At 66.8% G+C, this 23,163-nt stretch carries 15 protein-coding genes; 7 read left to right on the top strand and 8 right to left on the bottom strand.

Features of this window, described 5'->3' with window-relative positions:
- Positions 1 to 10 precede the first annotated feature (10 nt).
- From ILT42_RS04710 to ILT42_RS04690, 5 genes are read left to right on the top strand one after another with little or no spacing between them, the layout of a single operon-like run.
- Complete coding sequence (locus ILT42_RS04710) at positions 11 to 1,204, top strand: substrate-binding domain-containing protein (protein WP_204214156.1); 1,194 nt, start codon at positions 11 to 13, stop codon at positions 1,202 to 1,204.
- A 27-nt stretch (positions 1,205 to 1,231) separates the two neighbouring features.
- Entirely contained in the window at positions 1,232 to 2,026 is a 795-nt protein-coding gene (locus ILT42_RS04705; RefSeq protein ID WP_204214155.1) for an ABC transporter ATP-binding protein, read from the top strand.
- Complete coding sequence (locus ILT42_RS04700; RefSeq protein ID WP_204214154.1) at positions 2,019 to 2,744, top strand: ABC transporter ATP-binding protein; 726 nt, start codon at positions 2,019 to 2,021, stop codon at positions 2,742 to 2,744. The genes ILT42_RS04705 and ILT42_RS04700 overlap by 8 nt, the downstream gene beginning before the upstream one ends.
- Positions 2,741 to 3,760, top strand: coding sequence for a branched-chain amino acid ABC transporter permease (locus ILT42_RS04695; protein ID WP_204214153.1), 1,020 nt, complete (start codon positions 2,741 to 2,743; stop codon positions 3,758 to 3,760). The genes ILT42_RS04700 and ILT42_RS04695 overlap by 4 nt, the downstream gene beginning before the upstream one ends.
- Before the next feature lie 8 nt (positions 3,761 to 3,768).
- Positions 3,769 to 4,863 (top strand): branched-chain amino acid ABC transporter permease, encoded by a 1,095-nt coding sequence (locus ILT42_RS04690; RefSeq protein WP_204214152.1) that lies wholly within the window; start codon positions 3,769 to 3,771, stop codon positions 4,861 to 4,863.
- 3 nt (positions 4,864 to 4,866) lie between these two features.
- On the opposite strand, the gene ILT42_RS04685 is transcribed toward ILT42_RS04690, so the two are convergent.
- On the bottom strand, positions 4,867 to 5,898 hold the full coding sequence (locus tag ILT42_RS04685) for a cysteine synthase A (RefSeq protein ID WP_204214151.1): 1,032 nt from the start codon (positions 5,896 to 5,898) through the stop codon (positions 4,867 to 4,869).
- Between the two features lie 509 nt (positions 5,899 to 6,407).
- On the opposite strand from ILT42_RS04685, the gene glgA reads away from it, so the two are divergent.
- The gene (gene glgA, locus ILT42_RS04680) at positions 6,408 to 7,949 is read left to right on the top strand and encodes a glycogen synthase GlgA (protein WP_267874388.1); all 1,542 of its coding nucleotides are present in this window, start codon (positions 6,408 to 6,410) and stop codon (positions 7,947 to 7,949) included.
- Between the two features lie 34 nt (positions 7,950 to 7,983).
- Here the strand turns inward: glgA and glgB are convergent, their stop codons facing one another.
- The 4 genes from glgB to glgX all read right to left on the bottom strand — a co-directional run bounded on the left by glgB (position 7,984) and on the right by glgX (position 19,100).
- On the bottom strand, positions 7,984 to 10,260 hold the full coding sequence (gene glgB / locus ILT42_RS04675; protein ID WP_204214149.1) for a 1,4-alpha-glucan branching protein GlgB: 2,277 nt from the start codon (positions 10,258 to 10,260) through the stop codon (positions 7,984 to 7,986).
- Positions 10,261 to 10,348: 88 nt separating this feature from the next.
- A complete protein-coding gene (treY, locus tag ILT42_RS04670) occupies positions 10,349 to 15,181 on the bottom strand; it encodes a malto-oligosyltrehalose synthase (RefSeq protein WP_204214148.1) in 4,833 nt (1,610 codons plus the stop codon).
- Entirely contained in the window at positions 15,181 to 16,998 is a 1,818-nt protein-coding gene (gene treZ, locus ILT42_RS04665) for a malto-oligosyltrehalose trehalohydrolase (RefSeq protein WP_204214147.1), read from the bottom strand. Before treZ ends, treY begins: the two co-directional genes overlap by 1 nt.
- On the bottom strand, positions 16,995 to 19,100 hold the full coding sequence (glgX, locus tag ILT42_RS04660; protein WP_229428345.1) for a glycogen debranching protein GlgX: 2,106 nt from the start codon (positions 19,098 to 19,100) through the stop codon (positions 16,995 to 16,997). Before glgX ends, treZ begins: the two co-directional genes overlap by 4 nt.
- Before the next feature lie 280 nt (positions 19,101 to 19,380).
- Between glgX and ILT42_RS04655 the strand changes: the two genes are divergently transcribed.
- Complete coding sequence (locus tag ILT42_RS04655; protein ID WP_204214145.1) at positions 19,381 to 19,800, top strand: DUF2934 domain-containing protein; 420 nt, start codon at positions 19,381 to 19,383, stop codon at positions 19,798 to 19,800.
- Positions 19,801 to 19,838: 38 nt separating this feature from the next.
- Here the strand turns inward: ILT42_RS04655 and ILT42_RS04650 are convergent, their stop codons facing one another.
- The 3 genes from ILT42_RS04650 to ILT42_RS04640 form a co-directional block, all read right to left on the bottom strand.
- Positions 19,839 to 20,702 carry an SDR family NAD(P)-dependent oxidoreductase gene (locus tag ILT42_RS04650; RefSeq protein WP_204214144.1) on the bottom strand — a complete coding sequence of 288 codons (864 nt, stop codon included), beginning with the start codon at positions 20,700 to 20,702 and terminating at the stop codon, positions 19,839 to 19,841.
- 101 nt (positions 20,703 to 20,803) lie between these two features.
- Positions 20,804 to 22,336 (bottom strand): UxaA family hydrolase, encoded by a 1,533-nt coding sequence (locus tag ILT42_RS04645; protein WP_204214143.1) that lies wholly within the window; start codon positions 22,334 to 22,336, stop codon positions 20,804 to 20,806.
- A gap of 66 nt (positions 22,337 to 22,402) precedes the next feature.
- Positions 22,403 to 23,122: a GntR family transcriptional regulator gene (locus tag ILT42_RS04640; RefSeq protein ID WP_204214142.1), complete on the bottom strand. Its 720-nt coding sequence runs from the start codon at positions 23,120 to 23,122 to the stop codon at positions 22,403 to 22,405.
- Positions 23,123 to 23,163 lie beyond the last annotated feature (41 nt).

Genomic DNA, 23,163 nt, shown 5'->3' with positions numbered 1-23,163 from the left:
TGGGAACACGATGAAGCGGCCTTACATGACCTTCGCCGGGCTGGCGGCGGGACTTCTGATTGCCGGCGCGGCCTCGGCGGCCGATCTCAAGATCGCCCTGATCGCCGGAAAGACCGGCGCGCTCGAGGCCTACGCCAAGCAGAGCGAAACCGGCTTCATGATGGGCCTGGAATACCTGACCAAGGGCACGATGACCTGGCAGGGCCGCAAGGTCAGCGTGATCGTCAAGGACGACCAGTTGAAGGCCGACCTCGCCAAGACCCTGCTGGAGCAGGCCTATAACGACGATGGGGTCGACATCGCCGTGGGAACGACATCCTCCGCGGCGGCGCTGGCGATGCTGCCGGTGGCCGAAGAGAGCGGCAAGGTCCTCATCGTCGAGCCGGCGGTGGCCGATGCCATCACGGGCGACAAGTGGAACCGCTTCATCTTCCGCACCGCCCGCAACTCGACCCAGGACGCCTATGCGGCCGCGGCCGCCGTTCCGGACAGCGGGGAGGTCACCATCGCGACGCTGGCGCAGGACTACGCCTTCGGCCGCGACGGCGTTGCGGCCCTCAAGACGGCGCTCGCCTCTATCCGGCCGAACGCCAAGGTGGTGTTCGAGGAATACACCCCCCAGAACGCGACCGATTTCACGGCTTCCGCCCAGCGCATCTTCGATGCCCTGAAGGACAAGCCCGGCCGTAAGATCATCGAGATCATCTGGGCAGGCCCGCATCCGCTGCCGAAGATCGCCGACCTGAAGCCCGAGCGCTACGGCATCGAAATCGCGCCCGGCGGCAACATCCTGCCGGTCATGAAGCTCTACAAGAACTATCCCGGCATGGAAGGCGCGGTTTACTACTATTACGCCTTCCCCAAGAACCCGATGAACGACTGGTTCGTCGCCGAGCATCAGAAGCGCTACGGCACGCCGCCGGACTTCTTCACGGCCGGCGGCTTCGCGGCCGCCTCCGCAGCCCTCACGGCGGTCGAAAAGGCGGGCGGGACCGACACCGAAAAGCTGATCGCCGCCATGGAAGGCATGACCTTCGAGACGCCGAAAGGTCCTATGACCTTCCGCAAGGAGGACCATCAGGCCCTGCAGCCCATGTATCACTTCAAGGTCAAGGCGAACGGCCGGGACGACACGGATCTGCTCGATCTCGTGGCCACCATTCCGGCCGACAAGCTGCCGATTCCGGTACGCAACAAGCGCTGACACCACTCCCTGCCCGAGAGTGTGATCGTGGTTTCGTCCACACCCCCCAAGCCCGCGCTGGAAACGCGCGGGCTCACCATTCGCTTCGGCGGGCACGTGGCCGTCGACGACGTCACATGCAGCTTCATGCCGGGCACGCTGACGGCCATCGTGGGCCCGAACGGAGCCGGCAAGACCACCTATTTCAACCTGATCTCCGGCCAGTTGAAAGCGAGCGCCGGCTCCGTGTGGGTCGACGGGCAGGACATCACGGGAGCGTCCGCCTCCGCCCGCACTCACAAGGGCCTCGGCCGCGCCTTCCAGCTGACGAACCTCTTCCCGCAATTGACCGCCCTGGAGAATGTGCGCCTGGCAGTGCAGAGCCGGGCCGGAGCCGGATGGTCGCTCCTGCGAACCTGGAACACCCGGCGCGACCTCATCGAAAAGGCCGAGTCGGTTCTGGAAACGGTGCATCTCGCCGACAAGCGCCACCTCTCGCCCAAAACCTTGTCTCACGGGGACCAACGCAAGCTCGAAGTCGCGCTGCTGCTCGCCCTGGAGCCGAAGATTTTCATGTTCGACGAGCCGACCGCCGGGATGAGCGTGGACGAGGTGCCCACCGTGCTGGAACTGATCCAGGAGATTAGGGAGCGGGGCGACCGCACGATCCTGCTGGTGGAGCACAAGATGGATGTGGTCCGCTCGCTGGCCGACCGCATCGTCGTGCTGCACCATGGGGCGCTGGTGGCGGAGGGCGACCCCGCCGCCGTGATCGCATCGCCCATCGTGCAGGAGGCCTATCTCGGAATCGAGACGACCCGTCCGGAGGCCGCCCATGGCTGAGGCGATCCTGACGCTCGAGGGCGTCCACACCCATATCGGCCCCTATCACATCCTCCAAGGCGTCTCCTTCGGGATCGCGCGGGGTGAGCTCACGATGCTGCTGGGCCGCAACGGCGCGGGCAAGACGACGACGCTGCGCACCATCATGGGCCTTTGGCAGGCGTCATCCGGCCGCATCACGTTCGACGGACGCGAGATCACGGCCAGCGCCACGCCGGACATCGCGCGCTCCGGCATCGCCTACGTGCCGGAGAGCATGGGGATCTTCACGGGGCTGACCGTGCGCGAGAACATCGTGCTGGCGGCCCGCAGCGGCCCGGTCGATCCCGCGCGGCTCGACTGGATCCTGGGCCTGTTCCCGGCGCTCAGGCGCTTCTGGGACCTTCCGGCCGGCAACCTGTCGGGGGGCCAGAAGCAAATGCTGGCGATCGCCCGCGCCATCGCGGAGCCGCGGCGTCTTCTGCTGGTGGACGAGCCCACCAAGGGCCTCGCGCCGGTGATGATCCGCAGCATGATCGAGGCCTTCCAGGCCCTCAAGGCAGCGGGCGAGACCATCCTGCTGGTGGAGCAGAATTTTCACGCCGCCTCCGTTTTGGGCGACCGGGCTGTGGTGATCGACGACGGCCGCGTGGCCCATCAGGGCCCCATGAGCGAGCTCGTCGCCGACACGGATCTCCAGCAAAGGCTGCTCGGATTGAGCATGGATACGCACCAATGAGTTCGAGCGTCGCCGATACCAAGCCGGGTGACCTTCCCCGCACGCCGCGGGACTGGGTGCCCCTGCTGCTCGTCCCGGCCCTGATGGTCCTGGCCGCGCCCCTGTTCGGAAATGTATCGTCCTGGGTGACGCTCACCACGGCCGGGCTTGCCATGGGCATGATGATCTTCCTGATGGCGTCGGGCCTCACTCTCGTCTTCGGCCTTATGGACGTGATCAACTTCGGCCACGGCGTGTTCATATCGCTCGGCGCCTACGCGACGCTCCTGGTGCTAGGCCCCCTGGCCGCGTGGGGCGAGGCGGATTCGCTGGTGCTCAACCTCAGCCTTCTGGGTCTGTGCATCCTGGCCGCCATGGCGGTCACGGCAGCGGTCGGCATGCTTTTCGAGCGGGTGATCGTCCGGCCGGTCTATGGCAGCCATCTCAAGCAGATCCTGGTAACCGTGGGCGGCCTGATCGTAGCCGAGCAGTTCATCCATGCGATCTGGGGCGCCTCGCCGATCACGGTGGCGCTGCCGCAGACGTTGCGCGGGGCCTTCGTGTTCGGCGATGTGGCCATCGAGCGTTACCGCGTGATCGCCGTGGTGATCGGCCTGGCGGTGTTCGGCCTGATGCACCTCGTCCTCAACCGCACCCGCATCGGGCTCCTCATCCGGGCGGGCGTCGAGAATGCCGAGATGGTGGAGTCCCTGGGCTACCGCATCCGGCGCCTGTTCGTGAGCGTTTTCGTGGCGGGCTCCGCGTTGGCCGGACTCGGCGGCGTCATGTGGGCGTTCTACCGCCAGACGCTGACGGCCGGGATGGGCATGGACGTGATGGTGCTGGTCTTCATCGTCATCATCATCGGTGGCCTCGGCTCCATCGGCGGCTGCTTTGTGGGCTCGCTCCTCATCGCCCTCACGGCCAATTATGTCGGCTTCCTGGCCCCGAAGCTGGCGCTCGTGTCCAACATTCTGGTGATGGCGCTGGTACTGATCTGGCGCCCGCAAGGCCTGTTTCCGGTGAACCGCCAATGACGCTCGCCATGTCCTCCGCTGCCGGTACGCCGCCTGCTCGAAACGGCATCCTGCTCGGGCTCCTGTCGGCCGATCCGCCCCGCTCGCGAGTGCTGTCGCTGCTGCTTGTCGCCATCCTGGCGACGCTCGTCGCCACGCCGTTCCTGATCCCGGGCAGCCAGCCCATCGGGACGGCGGCGAAGATCTGCATCTTCATCCTGCTCGCCGCCAGCTTCGACCTGCTCCTGGGCTATACCGGCATCGTGTCCTTCGCCCACACCATGTTCTTCGGCATCGGCGGCTACGGCATCGCCATCGCGTTGAACCGCCTGGGTGCCACCTGGACCTCCGTCGCCATCGGTCTCGCGGCCGCGCTCGCCCTGTCGGCGGTGCTTGCCTTCATCATCGGGCTCGTGTCATTGCGGGTGCGGGCCATCTTCTTTTCCATGATCACACTCGCGGTCGCGTCGGCCATGCTGGTCCTGGCCTCGCAGCTCTCGGGCTTCACGGGCGGAGAGGATGGGTTGTCGTTCCAGTTGCCGCCGGAGCTGCGCCCCGCCTTCCGGGTGCTGGCGGATCCCGTCATGGGCATTGCGATCAACGGACGCCTGCTCGCCTATTACCTGATCCTGTTCGTGTCGCTGGGCATGTTCCTGCTGCTCCTGCGGATCGTGAACTCACCCTTCGGGCGCGTGCTCCAAGCCATCCGCGAGAACGAGTTCCGGGCCGAGGCCTTAGGCTATCGGGTGGTGGCCTACCGGATTGCGGCCTCCGTCATCGCGGCTTTGGCCGCGACGGTTGCGGGTGCGCTGCTCGCCCTATGGCTGCGCTATAACGGGCCGGACACGACCCTGTCCTTCAGCATCATGATCGATGTGCTCCTCATGGTGGTCATCGGCGGCATGGGCACCCTCTACGGCTCCGTCATCGGCGCGACCCTCTTCGTCTTGGCGCAAAGCTACCTGCAGGTGCTCATGGGAACGGTGAGCGGATCGCTGGCGGCTGTCCCGCTCCTGGCCAGCATCACCCATCCGGATCGCTGGCTGCTTTGGCTCGGCATCCTGTTCGTGACCAGCGTCTATGCGTTCCCGGGTGGGATCGTCGGACGCCTGCGCCGCGAGTAGGCCCTAGACGAGCCCGGGATCGATCCTGCCGGCGCGCTCGATCCAGGCCGGAACCGGCAGGCCCTTGGAGCGCAGGAAATCCGGGTTGAACAGCTTGGACTGGTAGCGCGTGCCGTAATCGCACAGCACCGTCACGATCGTGTGGCCCGGTCCCATCTGCCGCGCCAGACGGATGGCCCCCGCCACGTTGACGCCGGACGACCCGCCCAGGCACAGGCCCTCGTGTTCGAGCAGGTCGAAGATCACCGGCACGGCTTCCTCGTCCGGCACCTGGTACGCCACGTCGATGGGGGCGTCCTCGAGGTTCTTGGTGATGCGTCCTTGGCCGATGCCTTCCGTGATGGACGATCCGGCAGATTTCAATTCGCCGCTCGTGTAATAGCTGTAGAGGGTTGCCCCCATCGGGTCGGCCAGCGCGATCGTCACACCCGGAGCGCGCTCCTTGAGCGCCATGCCGATGCCCGCCAGGGTGCCGCCGGTGCCGACCGCACACACGAAGCCGTCGATGCGCCCGCCGGTCTGCTCCCAGATCTCAGGGCCCGTGGTTTCGATGTGACCCTGCCGGTTGGCGACGTTGTCGAACTGATTCGCCCAGATCGCTCCATCGGGCTCCGAGGCGGCCAACCGGTCCGCGAGCCGACCCGAGACCTTCACGTAGTTGTTAGGGTTGGCATAAGGCACGGCCGGAACCTCGATGAGTTCGGCCCCTGCCAGCCGCAGCATGTCCTTCTTCTCCTGGCTTTGAGTGTCCGGGATCACGATGATGGTGCGAAAGCCCAGGGCGTTGCCGACCAGGGCTAGCCCGATGCCGGTATTGCCCGCGGTGCCCTCGACGATGGCGCCGCCCGGCCGCAGGGTGCCGCGCCGGATCGCGTCCTGCACGATGAACAAGGCCGCCCGGTCCTTGACCGACTGGCCCGGATTCATGAATTCGGCCTTGCCGAGGATCGTGCACCCCGTCATGTCCGAGGCGCGGCGAAGTTTGATCAAGGGCGTGTTGCCGATGGCGGACAGGACGTCGGGCTTGATGCTCATGGGGATCTCGGGACATCAGAAGGATTGCGCCTGACTTGTACAGGCACATCGCGCGGCCATCCAGGCCATGCCGGACGCCCGTATGGCTCTCCATCGACCTCTTTCCAGCGAAAGACCGCAGAGAGAACGCTTTTGGGAAAAATTTTGGGGTCAGATCTTACGAAGCGAGAAAACTCTTGTTCTCATATCTTTGAAATGGAAAGATTATTCTGTGGGAAATGACGCAAGGTCAAAGAATTTAGATGAATTCTAAACCGAACGTTAAGAGAATCATGCCTATATTTTAGTGCTCGCATGCCCAGAATTTCAGCACAGAATCTATTGAGCAGGCAAAATACTTCCATCGGAAAATACCAAATCATAGGAAGTAGAGTTTTCTGATTTAGGCTGGATTGTTGAGTTCAAAGATTTATGATTTTTATTGGAACAAATCCTCCGCTTGGTAGTTTCTAAGGCGGCCAGTCTCGAGCGCAGTCTGGCTGATGGGGAGCGCGCTCTATTGTATCATCATGTCCAATAGCACAGGTTCGTCGCCTGAAGTTGCCGCGATTTCCTTGTCTCGCCAGGGAAAACCGGAGTCGCTCGATTCACCTCCAGTCCCGCGAAATCGATCGATTTCCAGCGCTCGACAGAGCATCCTCTACGTCACGTCGGAGATGTCGGATTATGTGAAGGCCGGTGGGCTCGGCGAGGTTTCGGCCGCCCTTCCGCGGGCCCTGCGCCAACATTACGACGTGCGCGTTCTCATTCCAGGATACCGGGAGCTCCTGTCCAGGATCGGGACCGTCGAGGTCGTCGGGCGGCTGCCGGGAATGTTCGGGGTGCCGGCCTGCGATCTCGGGCGCACCCGCACCCGCGACGGTTTGACGATCTACGTGATCCTCTGCCCGGAACTGTACAACCGTGAAGGAACGCCCTACGGCGATGCCCGCGGGATCGACTGGGCCGACAACGATATCCGGTTCGCCCGGCTCGGCATGGCGGCGGCCGACCTCGCCATGGGGGCGGGCGATCCCACATGGCAGGCGGATCTCCTGCACCTGAACGACTGGCCTTCGGGTCTTGCGGCCGCTTATCTGCAATGGCGGGGCGTGCCGATCCCGAGCATCCTCACGATCCACAACCTGGCCTATCAGGGCCTGTTCGACCGGACGCGCCTGCCGCATCTCGGCATTCCGGAGGCGGCGTTCCAGGTCGAAGGCGTCGAGTTCTACGGCAAGCTCTCCTTCCTCAAGGCCGGCATCTTCTACGCCTCGCACATCACGACGGTGAGCTCGACCTACGCGAACGAGATCACCAAGCCCGAATATGGCTGCGGCCTCGACGGCCTTCTGCGGGCCCGCGCCGATCAGGGGCACCTCGAGGGCATCATCAACGGGATCGACGAGAGCTGGGATCCGAGCACGGATCCCTATCTCGCAAGCCCCTTCACGCCAGACGACTGGACCGGCAAAAGGGTGAACGCCGACACGGTGCGCAAGACCTTCGGTCTTGCCGTATCGCGCGGCCCGCTTTTCGCGGTCGTCTCCCGCCTGGTGCATCAGAAGGGCGTGGACCTCGCCATCTCGGCGGCCGAGGCCATCGTCTCCCAGGGTGGCCAGGTGGCCGTGACGGGGCGTGGTGAAATGCGTTTCGAGCGCGCGCTCGAGGCGCTGGCCCGACGCCATCCGGGCTCGGTGGGGGTTCGCATCGGCTATGACGAGACGGACGCGCGCCGCATGTATGCGGGCAGTGACTTCCTGCTCATGCCGTCCCGGTTCGAGCCCTGCGGGCTCAGCCAGATGTATGCCCAGAAATTCGGCTCCCTGCCCATCGCGCACAGAACCGGCGGCCTCGCGGACACGATCGAGGACGGTGTCACGGGCTTCCTGTTCGGGGAGATGTCCTTGCACGCATTCCTGGACGCCATCAGGCGCGGGGTCGACACGTTCAAGTCCCGGTCCCGCCTGAGCAACATGCGCCGGGCGGCCATGAGCCGGCCGAAGGGCTGGAGTCATTCGGCGAACAAGTACCGGGACGTCTACGGCCGCGCCTGGCAGGCGGTGGCCTGACGCCCGGGTCCACCGCCTGCCGGCGGCGGATTTCCTATCTGTTCAGCACCAGGAACACCGTTCCCAGGGGCGGCAGGGTCAACGGCAGCGAATAAGGCTGGCCATGGCTCGGGATCGCCTCGGCGTCCTTGCCGCCCATGTTGCCGGTATTCGTCCCGCCATAGGATTCCGCATCCGTGTTGACGGCCTCCACATAGAAGCCCGGAAGGGGCACGCCGATCCGGTACTCGTCGCGCGGGACCGGCGTGAAGTTCGACACCACGACCACGATCTGGCCGTCGGTATCGCCGCGCCGCATCCAGGCGATCACGCTGTTCTGGCTGTCGTCCGACAGGAGCCATTGGAATCCGGTCGCCTCGGTATCGCGCTCGTAGAGGGCCGGCGTGCGCTTGTAGAACCCGTTGAGGTCGCGGATCAGGTTCCGCATTCCCGCGTGGAGGGGGTCGTCCAACAGATGCCAGTCGAGGCTCGCATCGTGGTTCCACTCCCGCTCCTGCGCGAACTCTCCGCCCATGAACAGGAGCTTCTTGCCGGGATGGCCCCACATGAAGCCGAAATAGGCGCGCAGGTTGGCGAATTTCTGCCACCGATCCCCTGGCATCCGGCTCAGAAGCGAGCCCTTCCCGTGCACCACCTCGTCATGGCTCAACGGCAGGACGAAGTTTTCCGTGAAGGCGTAGAGAAGCCCGAAGGTCAGGTCGCTGTGGTGAAAGCGGCGATGGATCGGATCCTTGCCGATGTAGCGCAAGGTGTCGTGCATCCACCCCATGTTCCACTTGAAGCCGAAGCCCAGGCCTCCCGTGTAGGTGGGGTGCGACACCCCCGGCCATGCCGTCGACTCCTCCGCGATGGTGACGACGCCGGGCGCGTGCGCGTAGGCGGCCTCGTTCATGCGGCGCATGAAATCGATGGCCTCGAGGTTCTCGTTGCCGCCGTAGCGGTTGGGCACCCACTCGCCCGGATTGCGGGAATAGTCGAGGTAGAGCATCGACGCGACCGCATCGACCCGCAATCCGTCGAGGTGATAATGCTCGAGCCAGAAGCGGGCGTTCGAGACCAGGAAGGCCGCTACCTCCTGGCGCCCGTAATTGTAGATGTAGGTGCCCCAGTCCTGGTGAAAGCCCTGGCGGGGATCCGCGTGCTCGTAGAGATGCGTGCCGTCGAAATGCCCGAGCCCATGCGGGTCGTTGGGGAAATGGCCCGGCACCCAGTCGAGGATGATGCCGATTCCGGCCTCGTGCGCGGCCTCCACGAAGAAGGCGAAGTCCTCCGCCGAACCGAAGCGGCTCGTGGGCGCGAACAGCGAGACGGGCTGGTAGCCCCAGGATCCGTCGAACGGAAATTCGGTGATGGGCAGGAGCTCGATATGGGTGAAGCCCAGGTCCTTGACGTAGGGGATCAGCCGGGCCGCCAATTCACGATAGGTGAGGAAGCGGTCGCCTTCCTCCGGAACCCGCGCCCAGGAACCGAGATGGCACTCGTAGATGGACATGGGCGACTTGCGGGCCTCGGCCTTGTTGCGGCTCTCCATCCAGGCGCCATCGCTCCAGGTCAGTTCCGGCAGGCCGGTGGCCACGGACGCGGTCGCGGGCGGGCGCTCGGCCGCGAACGCGACCGGATCGGCCCGCGGCGGCAGCAGATGCCCGTTCGAGCCCCTGATCTCGAACTTGTAGCGGGATTGCGGCAGGAGCTCGGGGATGAAAAGCTCCCAGATGCCGCCGTCGTGGCGCAGCCGCATGGGATGGGCGCGCCCGTCCCAGTCGTTGAACTCCCCGATGATGCTCACCTGCCGGGCGTTCGGGGCCCAGACGGCGAACAGAAAGCCCTCGATGCCGCCCAGCACCCGGCGATGGGCGCCCAGGATGCGGTAATGCGCGTCGCTGCCCACATCGCGGATGTGGGTCAGTTCGGGATTGGTCAGGATGGGAAGGTAGGCATAGGGATCGTAGCGCAGCTCCCAGCCGTGGGGCGTGAGCACGTGAAGGCGGTACCAGGGCCGATCCTCGGACTCGACCGTGGCGGTGAAGAAGCCGGCCTGATGGCGCCGGTCCATGGACAGAAGCACGGCCGACCCGTCCGGCGCCACGAGGTCGATGGCCTCCGCGCCCGGCACCATGACGCGAATTTCCCAGCGCCCCTGACCCACCGGATGAGGCCCGAGAACCGAGAACGGGTCCCGGTGACTGGCGTTGACGATCGCATGGATGGCCTCGGGCTGGACATGGCCCGATTGGACATGACCCGATTTTCGGTCATCGGAACGGTTGCGATCGACGGCGTTCCTGGCGGCGATCTTGATTTCCGTGGTCATCCCTGTCCTTGCAGCGCGTGTCGAGAGGTAACGGTCCAGACCCCTAATCTAGAGCATCCCGGCCGAAGAGGGATACCCGGCCGGGGGCTCAACCGCGCAATACGGCGAACGGCACGGTGGCGAACAGGCTCGCGACATCGAGGCCGTCCGGCGGGCCGTCGATCTCCCGCCCCGTCAGAACCTCGCGCCACGCTCCCCCGCGCACGGGGAGCCGGGTCTGGGCCCATGCGGGCCCGACCGGGAGCGACCCGTCCGCCGCGAGCGCTTGCGTCAGGCGCGGCACGGCGACGACGAGGCGCTCGCCCCGCCAAACGCGCTCGAATGCCACGATGCGGTCCCCAAAGGATCCCGAGGCGGCAAGCGGGACATACCCACCACGAGCATAGAGATCCGGCGCCGCCGCCCGGTCTGCCAGGAGACGGGACAGAACGCGCTGCTTGATCCGGCCGTCAGGCCATTCCTCAAGGAGCTTCTCGATCGGCGCGGTGGCGGAGATCGCCACCATCCGGGCCTTGTAGTCCACGGGCCGCCTGTTGTCCGGGTCGACCAGGGAATAGTCCCAGAATTCCGTTCCCTGGTAGATGTCCGGCACGCCCGGCACCGTGCATTTCAGGATCGTGCGGGACAGGCTCGCCAGCGCGCCCGCCTGGGTCAGCCGCTGGGCGAGCGGCCGGAATTCCTTGAGGAACGAGCTCTTGCCGCCGAGAAGCGTCTGGAGCAGGCCGAGGGACGCCTCCTCATAGGCGTCGTTGGTGCGGAGCCAGCTCGTGTGGCGCTTGGATTCACGCAAGGCCTTGGCGAGATAGGCCTCCATCCGCTCCCGGAAGGATGAGAGCGCCGCGCCGCTCATCCGATCCCTCATGAGTTCGGCCGGCCAGGCTCCGAGGATCGCCTGGAACATCATGTAGCGGTCGTTGCGGTCCGGCTGCTCTCCGTCCAGCAGGAGCGGCGCCACAAGGGCCTCCCAGCGCTGGAGCGCATCCTCCCAGACCTCGGGAATCTCCGACAGGGCGCTCAGGCGGGACCGGGCGTCCTCGCCGCGCTTGGTGTCATGGGTGGCGGTCGCCACCATGGCGTGGGGCCAGGCCTCGACCCGGTCCCGGTTGGAGCAGTGGAATGCGTCCGGCGTGACGCCGAAATGGTCGGGCGCGCCGCCGACCTCGTTCAGGGACAGAAGCCTGACGTAGCGGTAGAAGAGCGTGTCCTCCAGGCTCTTGGCCATGATCGGGCCGGTGAGCTGCTGGAAGCGGCGGCGGAACTGGCGTGACAGGCCGTCGCTTGCGCCGTCGAGGAGCCGCTCGGCGATGAAATCGTGCGTGCTGCCGTCGGGCAGGGCGGTCGCGGCCTTGGCGGCCTCCACCGTCTCGCCGATCAGCCGGCGGTCCTCCGGGGCCGGCTCGCCCTCGATATAGCTCCGGTAGACCGGAAACCCCGTGATGATGTCGGAGAGCGCCTGATGGAGCGCCGCCGTGGTGATGTCCCGGTTCGTCAGATCCCGGTCGGCGAGACGCTTGAGGTCCGAGACCAGCACGCCGAGTTCGCTGACGAAGCTCTTTTGCAGGATCTCGGACTTCGCCTCCTGCAGGAGCGCCTCGTAGGAGCCTTCCAGGCCCGTGGCGGCGCGATAGATCGCTTCGAACCGGGCGCGGGCTTCGGTGTCCACGAAGATCCCGTCGAGCCAGTTCAGGGCGTCGTATCCGCTCGTGCCCGCGATGGGCCAGGGCCGAAGGCGTTCCTCGCGCTCCAGGATTTTCTCGACCACGATGTAGAAGCCGGGCCCGACAGCCTTCTGCAGGGCTTTCGCATAGCCCTCCGGATCGGCCAGCCCATCGATATGGTCGATGCGCAGGCCCTGGATCCGGCCCTCGCGGACCAACCGGAAGATCAACGCATGGCTCCGTGCGAAGATGTCCTCGTCTTCGACCCGCAGGCCCCCCAAGGTGTTGATGTCGAAGAAGCGGCGATAGTTGATGTCGCTGGAGGCCACGCGCCAGTGTGCGAGCCGGTAGGATTGAGCCTCCAGCAGGCGATGCAGGGCCGCGAACGAGCCGTTCTGGCCCGGCGATCCGTTGATGAACGAGACGGCGGCCTCGATGGCCTTGCGAAGGGCGGACGATCCGCGCGCCAGTTCCGCCAACCCGCGCTTGAGAGCCTCGGCGTCCTCCACCACGGAGAAGTGTCCCTGGGGATCCTCGGCCATCGCCCGCAGGCGGTCGGCCATGTCCTGCACGGCGCTGCGCTCCTGGGACGCCTTGGCGGGAAGGTGGCTCAGGACGATCTCGAGGATCGCCGGATAGGTGAGGGGGCAGGCCGGAAAGCGGTGCTCCCAATGCCAGATGCTGAAACCGCCCTCGTCGGCCTCGAAGGCGAGTTTCAGCTCACCCCTCTCGAGCGCTTCGCCGTAGCGGCTGCCCAGGAAGGGAAGGATGAGCTTGCCGTCGGCCCCGATGCGTTCCCGGTCGATGTCGAAGGCGTTTGCGACCGGCGAGAGAGGGCCCCATTCGATGGTCGAGAGCCACCAGCGGTTATCGGCCGCGCCGACGCCCATGTGGTTCGGCACGATGTCGAGCACCAGGCCGAGGCCGTTGGCTTGAAGCGCATCGCTGAACCGCCGGAAGGCCTCCTCGCCGCCGAGTTCCGGGTTGATGCTCCCGTGGTCGATGACGTCGTAGCCGTGCGTCGACCCGGCCCGGGCCGTTTGGATCGGGGAGGCGTAGACGTGGCTGACGCCCAGTTCCGCCAAATAGGGAAGGATGCGGTTCGCGGCGTCGAAGGTGAACTCCTTGTGAAACTGCAGCCGGTAGGTGGCCCGCGGAGGAGGCGCCGCGAGCGGGCTCGCGGCGCCCTCCGCGTCCCGCCCCTCGCGGGTCATCACGCTGGCGAGCCGGGCCAGCGGTCCGCCGGGCGCCACGAGATCGGCGACGTCCGTGGAGAGCCGCCGCTGCCAGTTGGGATGGCCTCCGTCGAGCCCTGGGATGTTGGCCTGATTGAGCTCGCCGGCGGCATCCTCCAATTGCAGGCCGACCAGACAGGAGGGCGTGCGGGCCAGATAGGCGAGGGCCGCCGGGAGAGGCGGCTCCATGGGAGGGCGTGCATCCGGCAAGAGGTTCTGTTCCGCCAGAGCCTCGCAGAAGCGTTCGATCTCGTGGCGGCGCGCGGTGCGCTCATGTTCCGCCTTGGCGGGATCGAAGATCCCGAGGGTCTGGCGCAGGTCCACGTCGAGGCCCCGCCACCAGCCCTTGAAGGTGGGAAGGTCATGGGTGCTGGTCACCGCGAGCGCCGAACGGGGATAAGCCTCGGGCGGCCGGAAGCCGCCATCGTCCCGGCGCTCGAAGGGCAGGACGCGGTAGCTGAGGATGCCCGAACCCATGATGGCGTCGGAGAATCCCTCGGGTCCGGTGCCGAGGTCCTCGGCGATCACGAGACATCCCGCCCGGTGGCTCTCGAGCCGCAGCACCGCCAGCATCGCCTCGAACGGGTAGGACAGGTAGGCCCCCTGCGAGGACGCCATGCCGCCCGGGATCAGGAAGAGGCGTTCGAGCTGGAAGGCATGGTCGATGCGGATCGCGCCCGCATGGCGCATGTTCGACGAGACGAGCGCCCGGAAGGCGGCCAGCCCCTGCTCCTCCAGGGTGAGGGGGTTGAAGGGCGGTAGGCCCCAGTTCTGGCCTTGCGGCCCCAACGGATCGGGCGGCGCGCCGACGGCCAAGCGTGGAGCGAAGCGCTCGGGATGGGACCACACCTCCGAGCCGCCCGCATCGGACCCGACCGCGAGGTCGCGGTAGAGCCCGAGGCTCATGCCCGTGGCGCGGGCGCGCTGGTTCGCGGCGGCGAGCTGGCGGTCCGCCAGCCATTGGAGCCAGGCATGGAAGGCGACGCGCTCGCCGTTTTCCGCCTGAAAGGCCCGCACGTCCGCCGAGTGCACGTCCCGGAACGCCTCGGGCCATTCGCCGGACCAATGGCGTCCCTGGGCCGTGAAATGCTCCGAGAGGGCCTCGAACGTGGCATGGGCCTCGAGGGCTTGGCCACCGTCCCGGCGAAAGGCCGCGAAGGCCTCGTCCTCGCCCCGGTCGCGAAAGTTCCTCCAGAGCGCGTCGAGCAGCGGGCGCTTGAGGTCCCAGACGCCGCGATGGTTCACCAGCGATCCGGCTTTCAGCGCGGCGAGGCGGTCCTGCATGTCCGGCGCGTCGAACGCAGCCTGCGCCTCGCTGCCCGCGAAGCCGTCCACCGCCATCGGGTCGATGAAGATCGGGTCGACGAACAGGCGCGAGGACGGCGAGTAGGGGGAGATCTTGCTTCGATCCGCCGCGAAAAGCGCATGGACCGGGCTCAGGCCGAGGAAGGAGCCGCCGCAGCGCCCCACGCCCTCCGCCGCCGTGGCGACGTCCGAAAAATCGCCGATGCCGAGATTGTGCCGCGAGTTGAGGGAATAGACCTGCGCCGACGCGCCCCAAAGCCGCGCGCCGGCAGCGAATGCCTCCGGTTCCCAGCAGCGCAGTGGCGCCGCGATCACGGTGGCGTCGTGGCGCCGGTCGCCGGTCTCGACGCTCAGGCCGTGATAGCCCATGGGCAAGGCAGGCAATTGGATCGTGCGGCCCTTCGCGCGCCCCTCGAGGCTCGTCCCGTCTTCCCGGGTCAGCCGCCAAGCCACCCCGGTGTTGCGCCCCTTGAGCGAAACGGCCATGGGCGCATCCGCCTCGACCACGACGATCCGGGGCAGCGGGCCTGTCCTGAGCTGCTCCAGCCGCTCCAGGGTCGCCTTGGCCTCGCCGGGGCTCGACACCCCGAGACCCAAGCCTTCCAGGATGGCGATCTTGGTCTCGGACGGCGTCGGGATCGTCACCCCGTCGAGGTCCACGTAGGATGGAGCGATCCCGGCGAGGGCGGCGATCCGGTCGATCGGAGAATCCTGTCGGGCCATCAGCCGGTGACTTTCTCGAAGAAACCTGTCCAGGGGGCGAGGTCGACCGTCCGGCCGTCGGCGGCGGCCGTCCGGCTGATCCAGATGATCTCGCCCTCCGGCACCTCGAGGCTCACGGGGACATCGCTGAAATTCGCCGCGAACCGTAGCGTGCCGCCCGAGAACTTCCACAGGACGGAGAGCACGTCCCGCTCGATCTCGGCATGGGAGCCGCCGCGGAACGCGGTGCCGATCAGGGGCACCACATGGGTGCGGCGCAACGCCAGCAGGCGCTTGGTGTCGGCCAGCACCTCCCGGTGAGGCGAGCGCGCGATCTCGTCCCAATCCAGGCGCGAGGCCGTGAAGGTGTCCTCCACGGTCGGATCCGGGATGGGCCTCTCGTCCGCCCGCTCGGAAAACGACTTGAACTGGCCGAACTCCCGCGCCCGCCCCTCCCGCACGGCCTTCGACAGCGCCTCGTCGTCCGCAAAGTCGACGAAGTACAGGAAAGGCGCCGACGCGCTCCACTCCTCGCCCATGTAGAGCATGGGGATCTGCGGGGACAGCAGAAGGCCCGCGCGGGCGAGGTCCAGCCGCTCCGGCGTCACGAGATCCGACAGGCGCTCGCCGAACGCCCGGTTGCCGATCTGGTCGTGGTTCTGCACGAAGGCCACGAAGGCGGTGGGCGGAAGATGCCCGGAGGGTTCGCCCCGGGTCTCGCCCCCGCGATGCTCGGACGGATCGCCCTGATAGACGAACCCCTCCGCCAGGGCGCGACCGAGTTTCTCGACCGGCTTCACGGCATAGTCGACGTAATAACCGTCCGCTTCGCCGGTCAGCAGGGTGTGCCAGCAATGATGCAGGTCGTCGTTCCACTGCGCCGTGTGCAGGCCGGGGCGCCCGTCGTCGTCGCGGGGCAGCCAGCGGGCCTGGTTGGCGTCGTTTTCCAGGATCAGGTGCACCTCGCGGTCAGGCAGCATCCTGCGGGCATGGGCGGCGATCTCGGCGATGATGTTGTTCTCGCTGTCGTCCAGGATCGCATGGACGGCGTCGAAGCGCAGTCCGTCGGCGTGAAACTCCTTCAGCCAGTAGAGGGCGTTGTGGATGAAGAAATCCCGTACCGGACGGGCATCCTTGCCGTCGAAGTTGATGCCCGCGCCCCAGGGCGTCTGGTGACGCTCGGTGAAGAACGATTTCGCATAGGCGTGCAGGTAGTTTCCGGTCGGGCCGAAATGGTTGTAGACCACGTCGATGAAGACCATGAGGCCCAGCGCATGGGCGCGGTCGATCAGGCGCTTCAGGTCGTCTGGCGTGCCGTAGGCGGCGTCGGGTGCGAAGTGCAGGACTCCGTCGTAGCCCCAGTTGCGCGATCCGGCAAAGTCCGCGAGCGGCATCAGCTCGATGGCCGTGATGCCCACCGCTTTCAGGTCTTCGAGCCTGTTCATCAGGCCCGCATAGGTCCCCTCGGGCGTGACGGTGCCCACATGAAGCTCATAGATCACCGCCTCTTCCCAGGGGCGGCCCCTCCAGTCGCCGTCCGTCCACTCGAAGGAAGCGGGATCGACGATCACGCTCTCCTTGTGCACGTCGTCGGGCTGGAAGCGGGAGGCCGGATCGGGCACGGTCAGGCTGCCGTCGATGCGGAAGGCGTAGCGCCGGCCCGCGCCCGCGTTCGCCACCGTGGTGCGGTACCACCCGCCGTCCTGCGCTTCCATGGGCGTCTCCGCGCCGTCCAGAACGAGGGCGACCGAGCGGGCCGTGGGCGCCCAGAGCGCGAAGCGGGTGCCCGCCTCCGTGACCTCCGCCCCGAAGGGCATCTGGTGTGCTCGCCGGGTCATGGCGCGTCCCCCTTACGATGCTGAAACAGCACCAGCGAACGGGAATCGAGATGGAATGTTCCGCCCGGCGCGAGGGTGGCGGCGTCCTTGCGGACCAGTCCCTCCGGCAGGCCGGTGTCGAAGACCTGCACCCAGTCACCCTGGGGGAAATCCGCAGGCAGGCGAAACTCGACGGGCACGGGTGCCGCGTTCAGGAGCACCAGGAAGCGCTCGCCGTCCTTCGCATCGTTGCCGATCTGCATGCCGAAGGTGCGGCGCAGGCCGTCGCCCCAATCCTCGGTGGTCATCTCCCGGCCTTCGGGCGCGAGCCAATAGACGTCCTTGAGGCCGTTCGACTCCATCGTGGCGCCGGTCAGGTAGGCGCGGCGGCGGAAGGCGTCGTGATCGCGGCGCAGGGCGATCAGGTGGCAGGAGAATTCGAAAAGATCCGGGTCGGTCTTCTGGGCCTCATCCCAGTTGAACCAGCTAATCTCGTTGTCCTGCGCATAGGCGTTGTTGTTGCCACCCTGGCTGCGGGACATCTCGTCGCCCATGAGCAGCATCGGAACGCCCTGGGAGAGGAAGACGGTGGCCAGGAAGTTTCGCTTCTGCCGGGCCCGCAGGGCCAGGATCTCGGGATCGTCCGTCTCGCCCTCCGCTCCGCAGTTCCAGGACAGGTTATGGCTGTGGCCGTCGTTGTTGTCCTCGCCGTTGGCCTCGTTGTGGCGATCGTTGTAGCTGACGAGGTCCTGCAGGGTGAAGCCGTCATGGGCCGCGATGAAGTTGATGGAGGCCCAGGGGTGGCGGCCCGACGGCTCGTAGATCTCGCGGGAGCCGGTCATCACCTGGGTGAGCTTCGGCAGCTGGTCCGGATCGCCGCGCCAGAAGGCCCGCACCGTGTCGCGGAACTGGTCGTTCCATTCGCTCCAGCCCGGCGGGAAGCCGCCGACCCGGTATCCGCCCTCGCCCACGTCCCAGGGCTCCGCGATGAGCTTCACCTTGCTCAGGACCGGATCCTGGCCGACCGCCCGCAGGAAGCCCGCCCGGTTCGAGAACTGGTAGGGCTCGCGCGCGAGCGTCGAGGCCAGGTCGAACCGGAACCCGTCGATGTGGTAGTCCTCGACCCAGTGGCGCAGGGAATCCATCACCATCTGGAGCACGCGGATGTTGTCGAGGTCGAGCGTGTTGCCGGTGCCGGTGGCGTCCCAGCAGAAGCGCGGATTGTCGGGCGTGAGCTTGTAATAGCTCGCGTTGTCGATGCCCCGGAAGGAGAGCGTCGGCCCGAGATGATTGCCTTCGGCGGTGTGGTTGTAGACCACGTCGAGGATGACCTCGATGCCCGCATCGTGCAGGGAGCGGATCGCCTGCTTGAACCCGAGCGCGCCCGCCTCGCCGAGATATTTCGGCTCCGGCGCGAAGAACGCCAGGGTCGAGTAACCCCAATAGTTGCGCAGGCCCTTCTCGACCAGGAAACGGTCGTCGGAGAAGGCGTGGACCGGCATCAGCTCGATGGTGGTGATGCCGAGCTTCACAAGGTGGTCGATCACCGCCGGATGGCCCAGCGCCGCGAAGGATCCGCGGTTCTGGGGCGGCACGTCCGGGTGCAGGGCCGTCAGGCCCTTCACATGGGCCTCGTAGATGGTCGTGTCGATCCAGTTGTTGCGGGGGGCGCGGTCGTCGCCCCAGTGATAGGCCGGGTCCTCCACCACGCATTTGGGCATCATCGGGGCGCTGTCGCGCCGGTCGAAAGTGAGGTCGCCGCGCTGCGAGCCGAGACGGTAGCCGAAGAGGGCATCGTGCCAGCGGATGCGGCCCTGGAGCTGACCCGCATAGGGGTCGATCAGGAGCTTGTGGGGATTGAACCGGTGCCCGTTGCGCGGATCGTAAGGCCCATGCACCCGATAGCCGTAGAGCTGTCCCGGCCGCAGACCTTCGATATGACCGTGCCAGACCTGATCCGTGCGCTCCGGCAGGGAGAGGCGTTCGAGTTCCCGACGCCCGAGCGGATCGAAAAGGCAAAGCTCCACCTTCGTGGCATGAGCCGAGAACAGGGCGAAGTTGACGCCCTTTCCATCCCAGCTCGCTCCGAGTGGCAACGGGGAACCTTCGGTGATCCTGTACATGCTGGCTGTCGATCCAAGGAAGCGGGGTGAGGATGGGGTGAGGGCGCCTTTGCCGGGAAGGGCGGCATGGAGGCGAGTCATGGTGGGAACGAGCGATTTCTCAACACTCAAGCTTGCGCCGTGTTCCACCGGTTGCGCAAATCTTGATGCAGGCGCGAACGACCCGTGCGATGATTCTCCAACCCTGGCTATTCCCGACGATGGAACTCTCCCTAAATCCGTCACGGACAAGCTCCCGCACCGATCCGTACCCTACCGCAGCGCCGCTTGAGGATAAGAGATGACCAGAAGCCTTGAAGACAAGATCCGCGAGAGGGCCTACGAGCTCTGGGAGCAGGACGGCCGGGTCCACGGCAGGGCCGACGAACATTGGCTGAAGGCCAGCCTCGAGGTCATCGGAGCGATGGCGGGCGGCGAACTGGCGTCCTCGGCGCCCGCTTCTTCGGGCCCGGCCTCGCCCTCGATCCACGAGGAAACGCAGACTGCGGTCGACGCCGCCGGGATGGTTGCCCCGAAGGTGGGCCGCGCCGCCAAGAAGCCGGCCGGGAAGGGTCCGGCCGGAAAGGGACCGGCATCCAAGAAGCCCGGGGGCCGCAAGCCCGCTCCCCAGGAACTGGCCCCGATCCCGAAGACACCGGTCGATGAATCTCCCGTGGCCAAAGCCCCTGCCGGGCGCAAGCGCACCCCATCGGGCGAGTGATCCGCCGAGGAGCAACCGCTTTCCGATCGGGCCGGTGCCTACCCGGCCATGAAGCGCTCGAAGGCGTCCTTGAAATCGGGGTGCCAGCGCGAGAGGGCGGGCCTGTTCCTGATGATGTCGTCGACGGCCCATTGCATCCGCCGCTCGTCGGTGGCGCGGGACACGTCGTTGTCCGGACAGAGAATGTAGAAGTCGCCCTCCGACAGCCGCTCCAGCATGAAGCCGACGACCTGGTCCGCCGTCCAGGCCGCGTCCGGCTTCTCGGACGTGCCCGTCAGGCCCGTATGGGTGAAGCCCGGGATCAGGAGATGGGCGGCCAGCCGGGAGCCGGGGGTGTTGCGCAGCTCGTGCGCCAGCGCCTCCGTGTAGGCTTTCACGCCCGCCTTCGAGACGTTGTAGGCCGCGTTGCCGGGCGGGGTGGTGATGCCTTGCTTCGAACCCGTATTCACGATCAGGCCCGGCGTCCCCTGAGCCAGCATGGCGGGCACGAAGGCGTGGACGCCGTGGATCACGCCCCAGAGATTGACGTCGAGCAGGGTGCGCCACCCGTCGAGGTTCTTGAAGGTCGAGCCCGGATTGGGCTGGATGCCCGCATTGTTCATGAGGACGTGAACGGCCCCGAACGCGTCGTAGGCCTCCTGCCGCAGCCGCTCCAAGGTCTCGAAACGCGAGACGTCGGTGGGCACGGCGCGGATGTCGGCGACCCCGCCCCGCGCCCGGCCGGAGACCGCCTCGGCGGCCTCCTGCAGCGCCGGCCCCGGAAGGTCCGCCAGCACGACCTTCAGGCCCATCCCGGCGAACCGCAGGGCCGCCGCCCTGCCGATGCCGCTCGCCGCTCCCGTGATGACGGCCACCTGGCCGGGCGCGAGGGCGGGATGAGCGGGGGAGGTGTGGTCGGTCATCGTGGTTTTCCGTAGGGAAGGGCCTGGGGCCGAGATAGGACGCGTGCGCCCGTCCGCCAGGGGCGGAGGGACAAGCGCGACGCCCCTTCCATGGCGGCGCCCTACATCGTCGCCCCAACCTGCCAGGGCACGAATTCCGCGTCGCCGTAGCCCAGCTCCTCCGATTTGGAGCGCTCGCCCGAGGCGACCCGCAGGATCACGTCGAAGATCTCCCGGCCCTTCTCCTCGATCGACACGCCCTCGAGGATGTCGCCGCAATTGATGTCCATGTCGTCGATCATGCGGCGGTACATCTCGCTGTTGGTGGCGAGCTTGATGGAAGGCGTGGGCTTGCAGCCATAGGCCGAGCCGCGCCCCGTGGTGAAGCACAGCACGTTGGAGCCGCCCGCCACCTGGCCCGTGGCAGCCACGGGGTCGTAGCCGGGGGTATCCATGAACACGAAGCCCTTCTCGGTCACGGGCTCGGCGTAGTGGTAGACGCCCGTCATCGTGGTGGTGCCGCCCTTGGCGGCCGCGCCCAGGGACTTCTCCAGGATGGTGGTCAGCCCGCCCGCCTTGTTGCCGGGAGAGGGGTTGTTGTTCATCTCGCCGTGGTTGCGGGCGGTGTAATCCTCCCACCACTTGATCATGCCCACGAGCTTCTCGCCCACCTCGCGGGTGGCGGCCCGGCGGGTAAGCAGGTGCTCGGCGCCGTAGATCTCCGGGGTCTCGGACAGGACCGCGGTGCCGCCGTGCTTCACCAGGAGGTCGACGGCCGCGCCCAAAGCCGGGTTGGCCGTAATGCCGGAATAGCCGTCCGAGCCGCCGCATTGCAGCGCCAGCATCAGCTCGGAGGCCGGCACCGTCTCGCGGGTGAACCGGTTGGCGGCCGGCAGCATGTCGCGGATGGCCGCGATGCCCGCCTCCACGGTCTTCTTCGTGCCGCCCGTGTCCTGGATCGTCATGGACCGGAAGGTATCGCTCTCGGCGATGTTGTAGGCTTCCTTCCAGCGCCCGATCTGGAACACCTCGCAGCCGAGGCCCACCATGAGCACGCCCGCCATGTTGGGGTTGGCCGCATAGCCCCATTGGGTGCGCTTGAGGATCTCGTATCCCTCGCCCTTGTTGTCCATGGCGCAGCCCGTGCCGTGCACCAGCGGGATGACGCCGTCGATGTTGGGATAATCGTCCAGCATGCCCGAGCGCTCGATCTCGCGGGCGATGATGCGCGCGACCGTGGCGGAGCAGTTCACGGAGGTCAGCACCGCCAGATAATTGCGGGTGCCCACCTTGCCGTTCTGGCGGCGGAAGCCCTCGAAGGTGGCGCGGGCTTCCAGGGGAAGAATCTCTTCCGGCTTGGAATCCTCGGCGAAGTGGTAGTCGCGGGCGAAGTCGTGCATCACCACGTTGTGCTCGTGCAGCCAATCCCCAGGCGGAATTGCCTTCGCGGCGAAGCCGATGATTTGGCCGAACTTCAGGATGGGCTCGCCCTCGGCGATCGGCGCCGTCGCCATCTTGTGGCCGCGCGGCACCCGGGCGAGAGCCGTGACGCCTCCCACGACGGAGCCGGGGTTGATCGGATCGACCGCCACCACGAGGTTATCGGCCGCGTGGAGGCGGACGACGCGGGGATTGAGATTGGGCTTGTCCAACATGTCCATTTCCTACCTGCCGGGAAGGCGTCGCCCGGCTTGCCCCCGAGAGGCCGGGGGCGCGTTCGTTCAGGCGCTCAGGGCCGCAGGTTCCGGCTCCGGTTCGAAGAGATCGGGATGCTGCAAGGCCAGCTGCGGCAGAGAGCGCAGGATTTCGCTCAAATGTTGGCGCATGGCGGCCTCGGCCGCTCCCGGGTCGCGGGCCTTGATGGCCTCCACGATTACCACATGCTGCGCCAGCACGATGTGGCGGGGCGTGGCCTGGGTCATGTCGAGGAAGCGCACCCGGTCCATTTGGGGCTTGGCGTCCTGGATCATCTCCCAGGCGGCCGGCCGGCCCGCCGTCTCCGAGAGCAGGCGGTGGAACTCCTCGTCCAGCGCCAGGAACGCGTTGCTGGAATGGTCGCGCTGGCCCCGCTTCTGGCGCGCGAGGCTGTCGCTGAGGGCCGCGATCATGGTGGGCGTCGCCCGCTGGGCCGCCTCCCGCACCACGGCGCATTCCACGGCCTCGCGGATGAAGCGGGCGTCTTCCACGGCGGCGCGCGAGATCTTGACCACCTGGGTGCCTCGCTGGGGCAGGACCCGCACCAGCCCGGCTTGGCTCAGTTTGATGAACGCCTCCCGCACTGGCGACCGGCTCACGCCGAGCCGCGTGGCGAGGTCCTGCTCAGACAGCATCTCGCCCGGCCGCAGCTGCATCTCGACGATGGCTTGGCGCAGCGCGTCGGTCACGCGTCGGGCCATGGGCTCGCTGGTCTGCTGCAATCGGACGAGGGGCTTCTCAGTCATAAGTGGTACTCTACCATACTAGTCTACTGTTGCAAAGAAAG

This window comes from Microvirga pudoricolor (assembly GCF_016892705.1).
Classification (GTDB): Bacteria; Pseudomonadota; Alphaproteobacteria; order Rhizobiales; family Beijerinckiaceae; genus Microvirga; species Microvirga pudoricolor.
This window is presented reverse-complemented; position numbering and strand designations above follow the sequence as displayed.

Coding starts and splice junctions, on each gene's coding strand:
- ILT42_RS04710 (WP_204214156.1), top strand. CDS start 11: ATGAAGCGGCCTTACATGACCTTCGCCGGGCTGGCGGCGGGACTTCTG.
- ILT42_RS04700 (WP_204214154.1), top strand. CDS start 2,019: ATGGCTGAGGCGATCCTGACGCTCGAGGGCGTCCACACCCATATCGGC.
- ILT42_RS04695 (WP_204214153.1), top strand. CDS start 2,741: ATGAGTTCGAGCGTCGCCGATACCAAGCCGGGTGACCTTCCCCGCACG.
- ILT42_RS04690 (WP_204214152.1), top strand. CDS start 3,769: ATGTCCTCCGCTGCCGGTACGCCGCCTGCTCGAAACGGCATCCTGCTC.
- ILT42_RS04685 (WP_204214151.1), bottom strand. CDS start 5,898: ATGAGCATCAAGCCCGACGTCCTGTCCGCCATCGGCAACACGCCCTTG.
- glgA (WP_267874388.1), top strand. CDS start 6,408: ATGTCCAATAGCACAGGTTCGTCGCCTGAAGTTGCCGCGATTTCCTTG.
- glgB (WP_204214149.1), bottom strand. CDS start 10,260: ATGACCACGGAAATCAAGATCGCCGCCAGGAACGCCGTCGATCGCAAC.
- treY (WP_204214148.1), bottom strand. CDS start 15,181: ATGGCCCGACAGGATTCTCCGATCGACCGGATCGCCGCCCTCGCCGGG.
- treZ (WP_204214147.1), bottom strand. CDS start 16,998: ATGACCCGGCGAGCACACCAGATGCCCTTCGGGGCGGAGGTCACGGAG.
- glgX (WP_229428345.1), bottom strand. CDS start 19,100: ATGTACAGGATCACCGAAGGTTCCCCGTTGCCACTCGGAGCGAGCTGG.
- ILT42_RS04655 (WP_204214145.1), top strand. CDS start 19,381: ATGACCAGAAGCCTTGAAGACAAGATCCGCGAGAGGGCCTACGAGCTC.
- ILT42_RS04650 (WP_204214144.1), bottom strand. CDS start 20,702: ATGACCGACCACACCTCCCCCGCTCATCCCGCCCTCGCGCCCGGCCAG.
- ILT42_RS04645 (WP_204214143.1), bottom strand. CDS start 22,336: ATGTTGGACAAGCCCAATCTCAATCCCCGCGTCGTCCGCCTCCACGCG.
- ILT42_RS04640 (WP_204214142.1), bottom strand. CDS start 23,122: ATGACTGAGAAGCCCCTCGTCCGATTGCAGCAGACCAGCGAGCCCATG.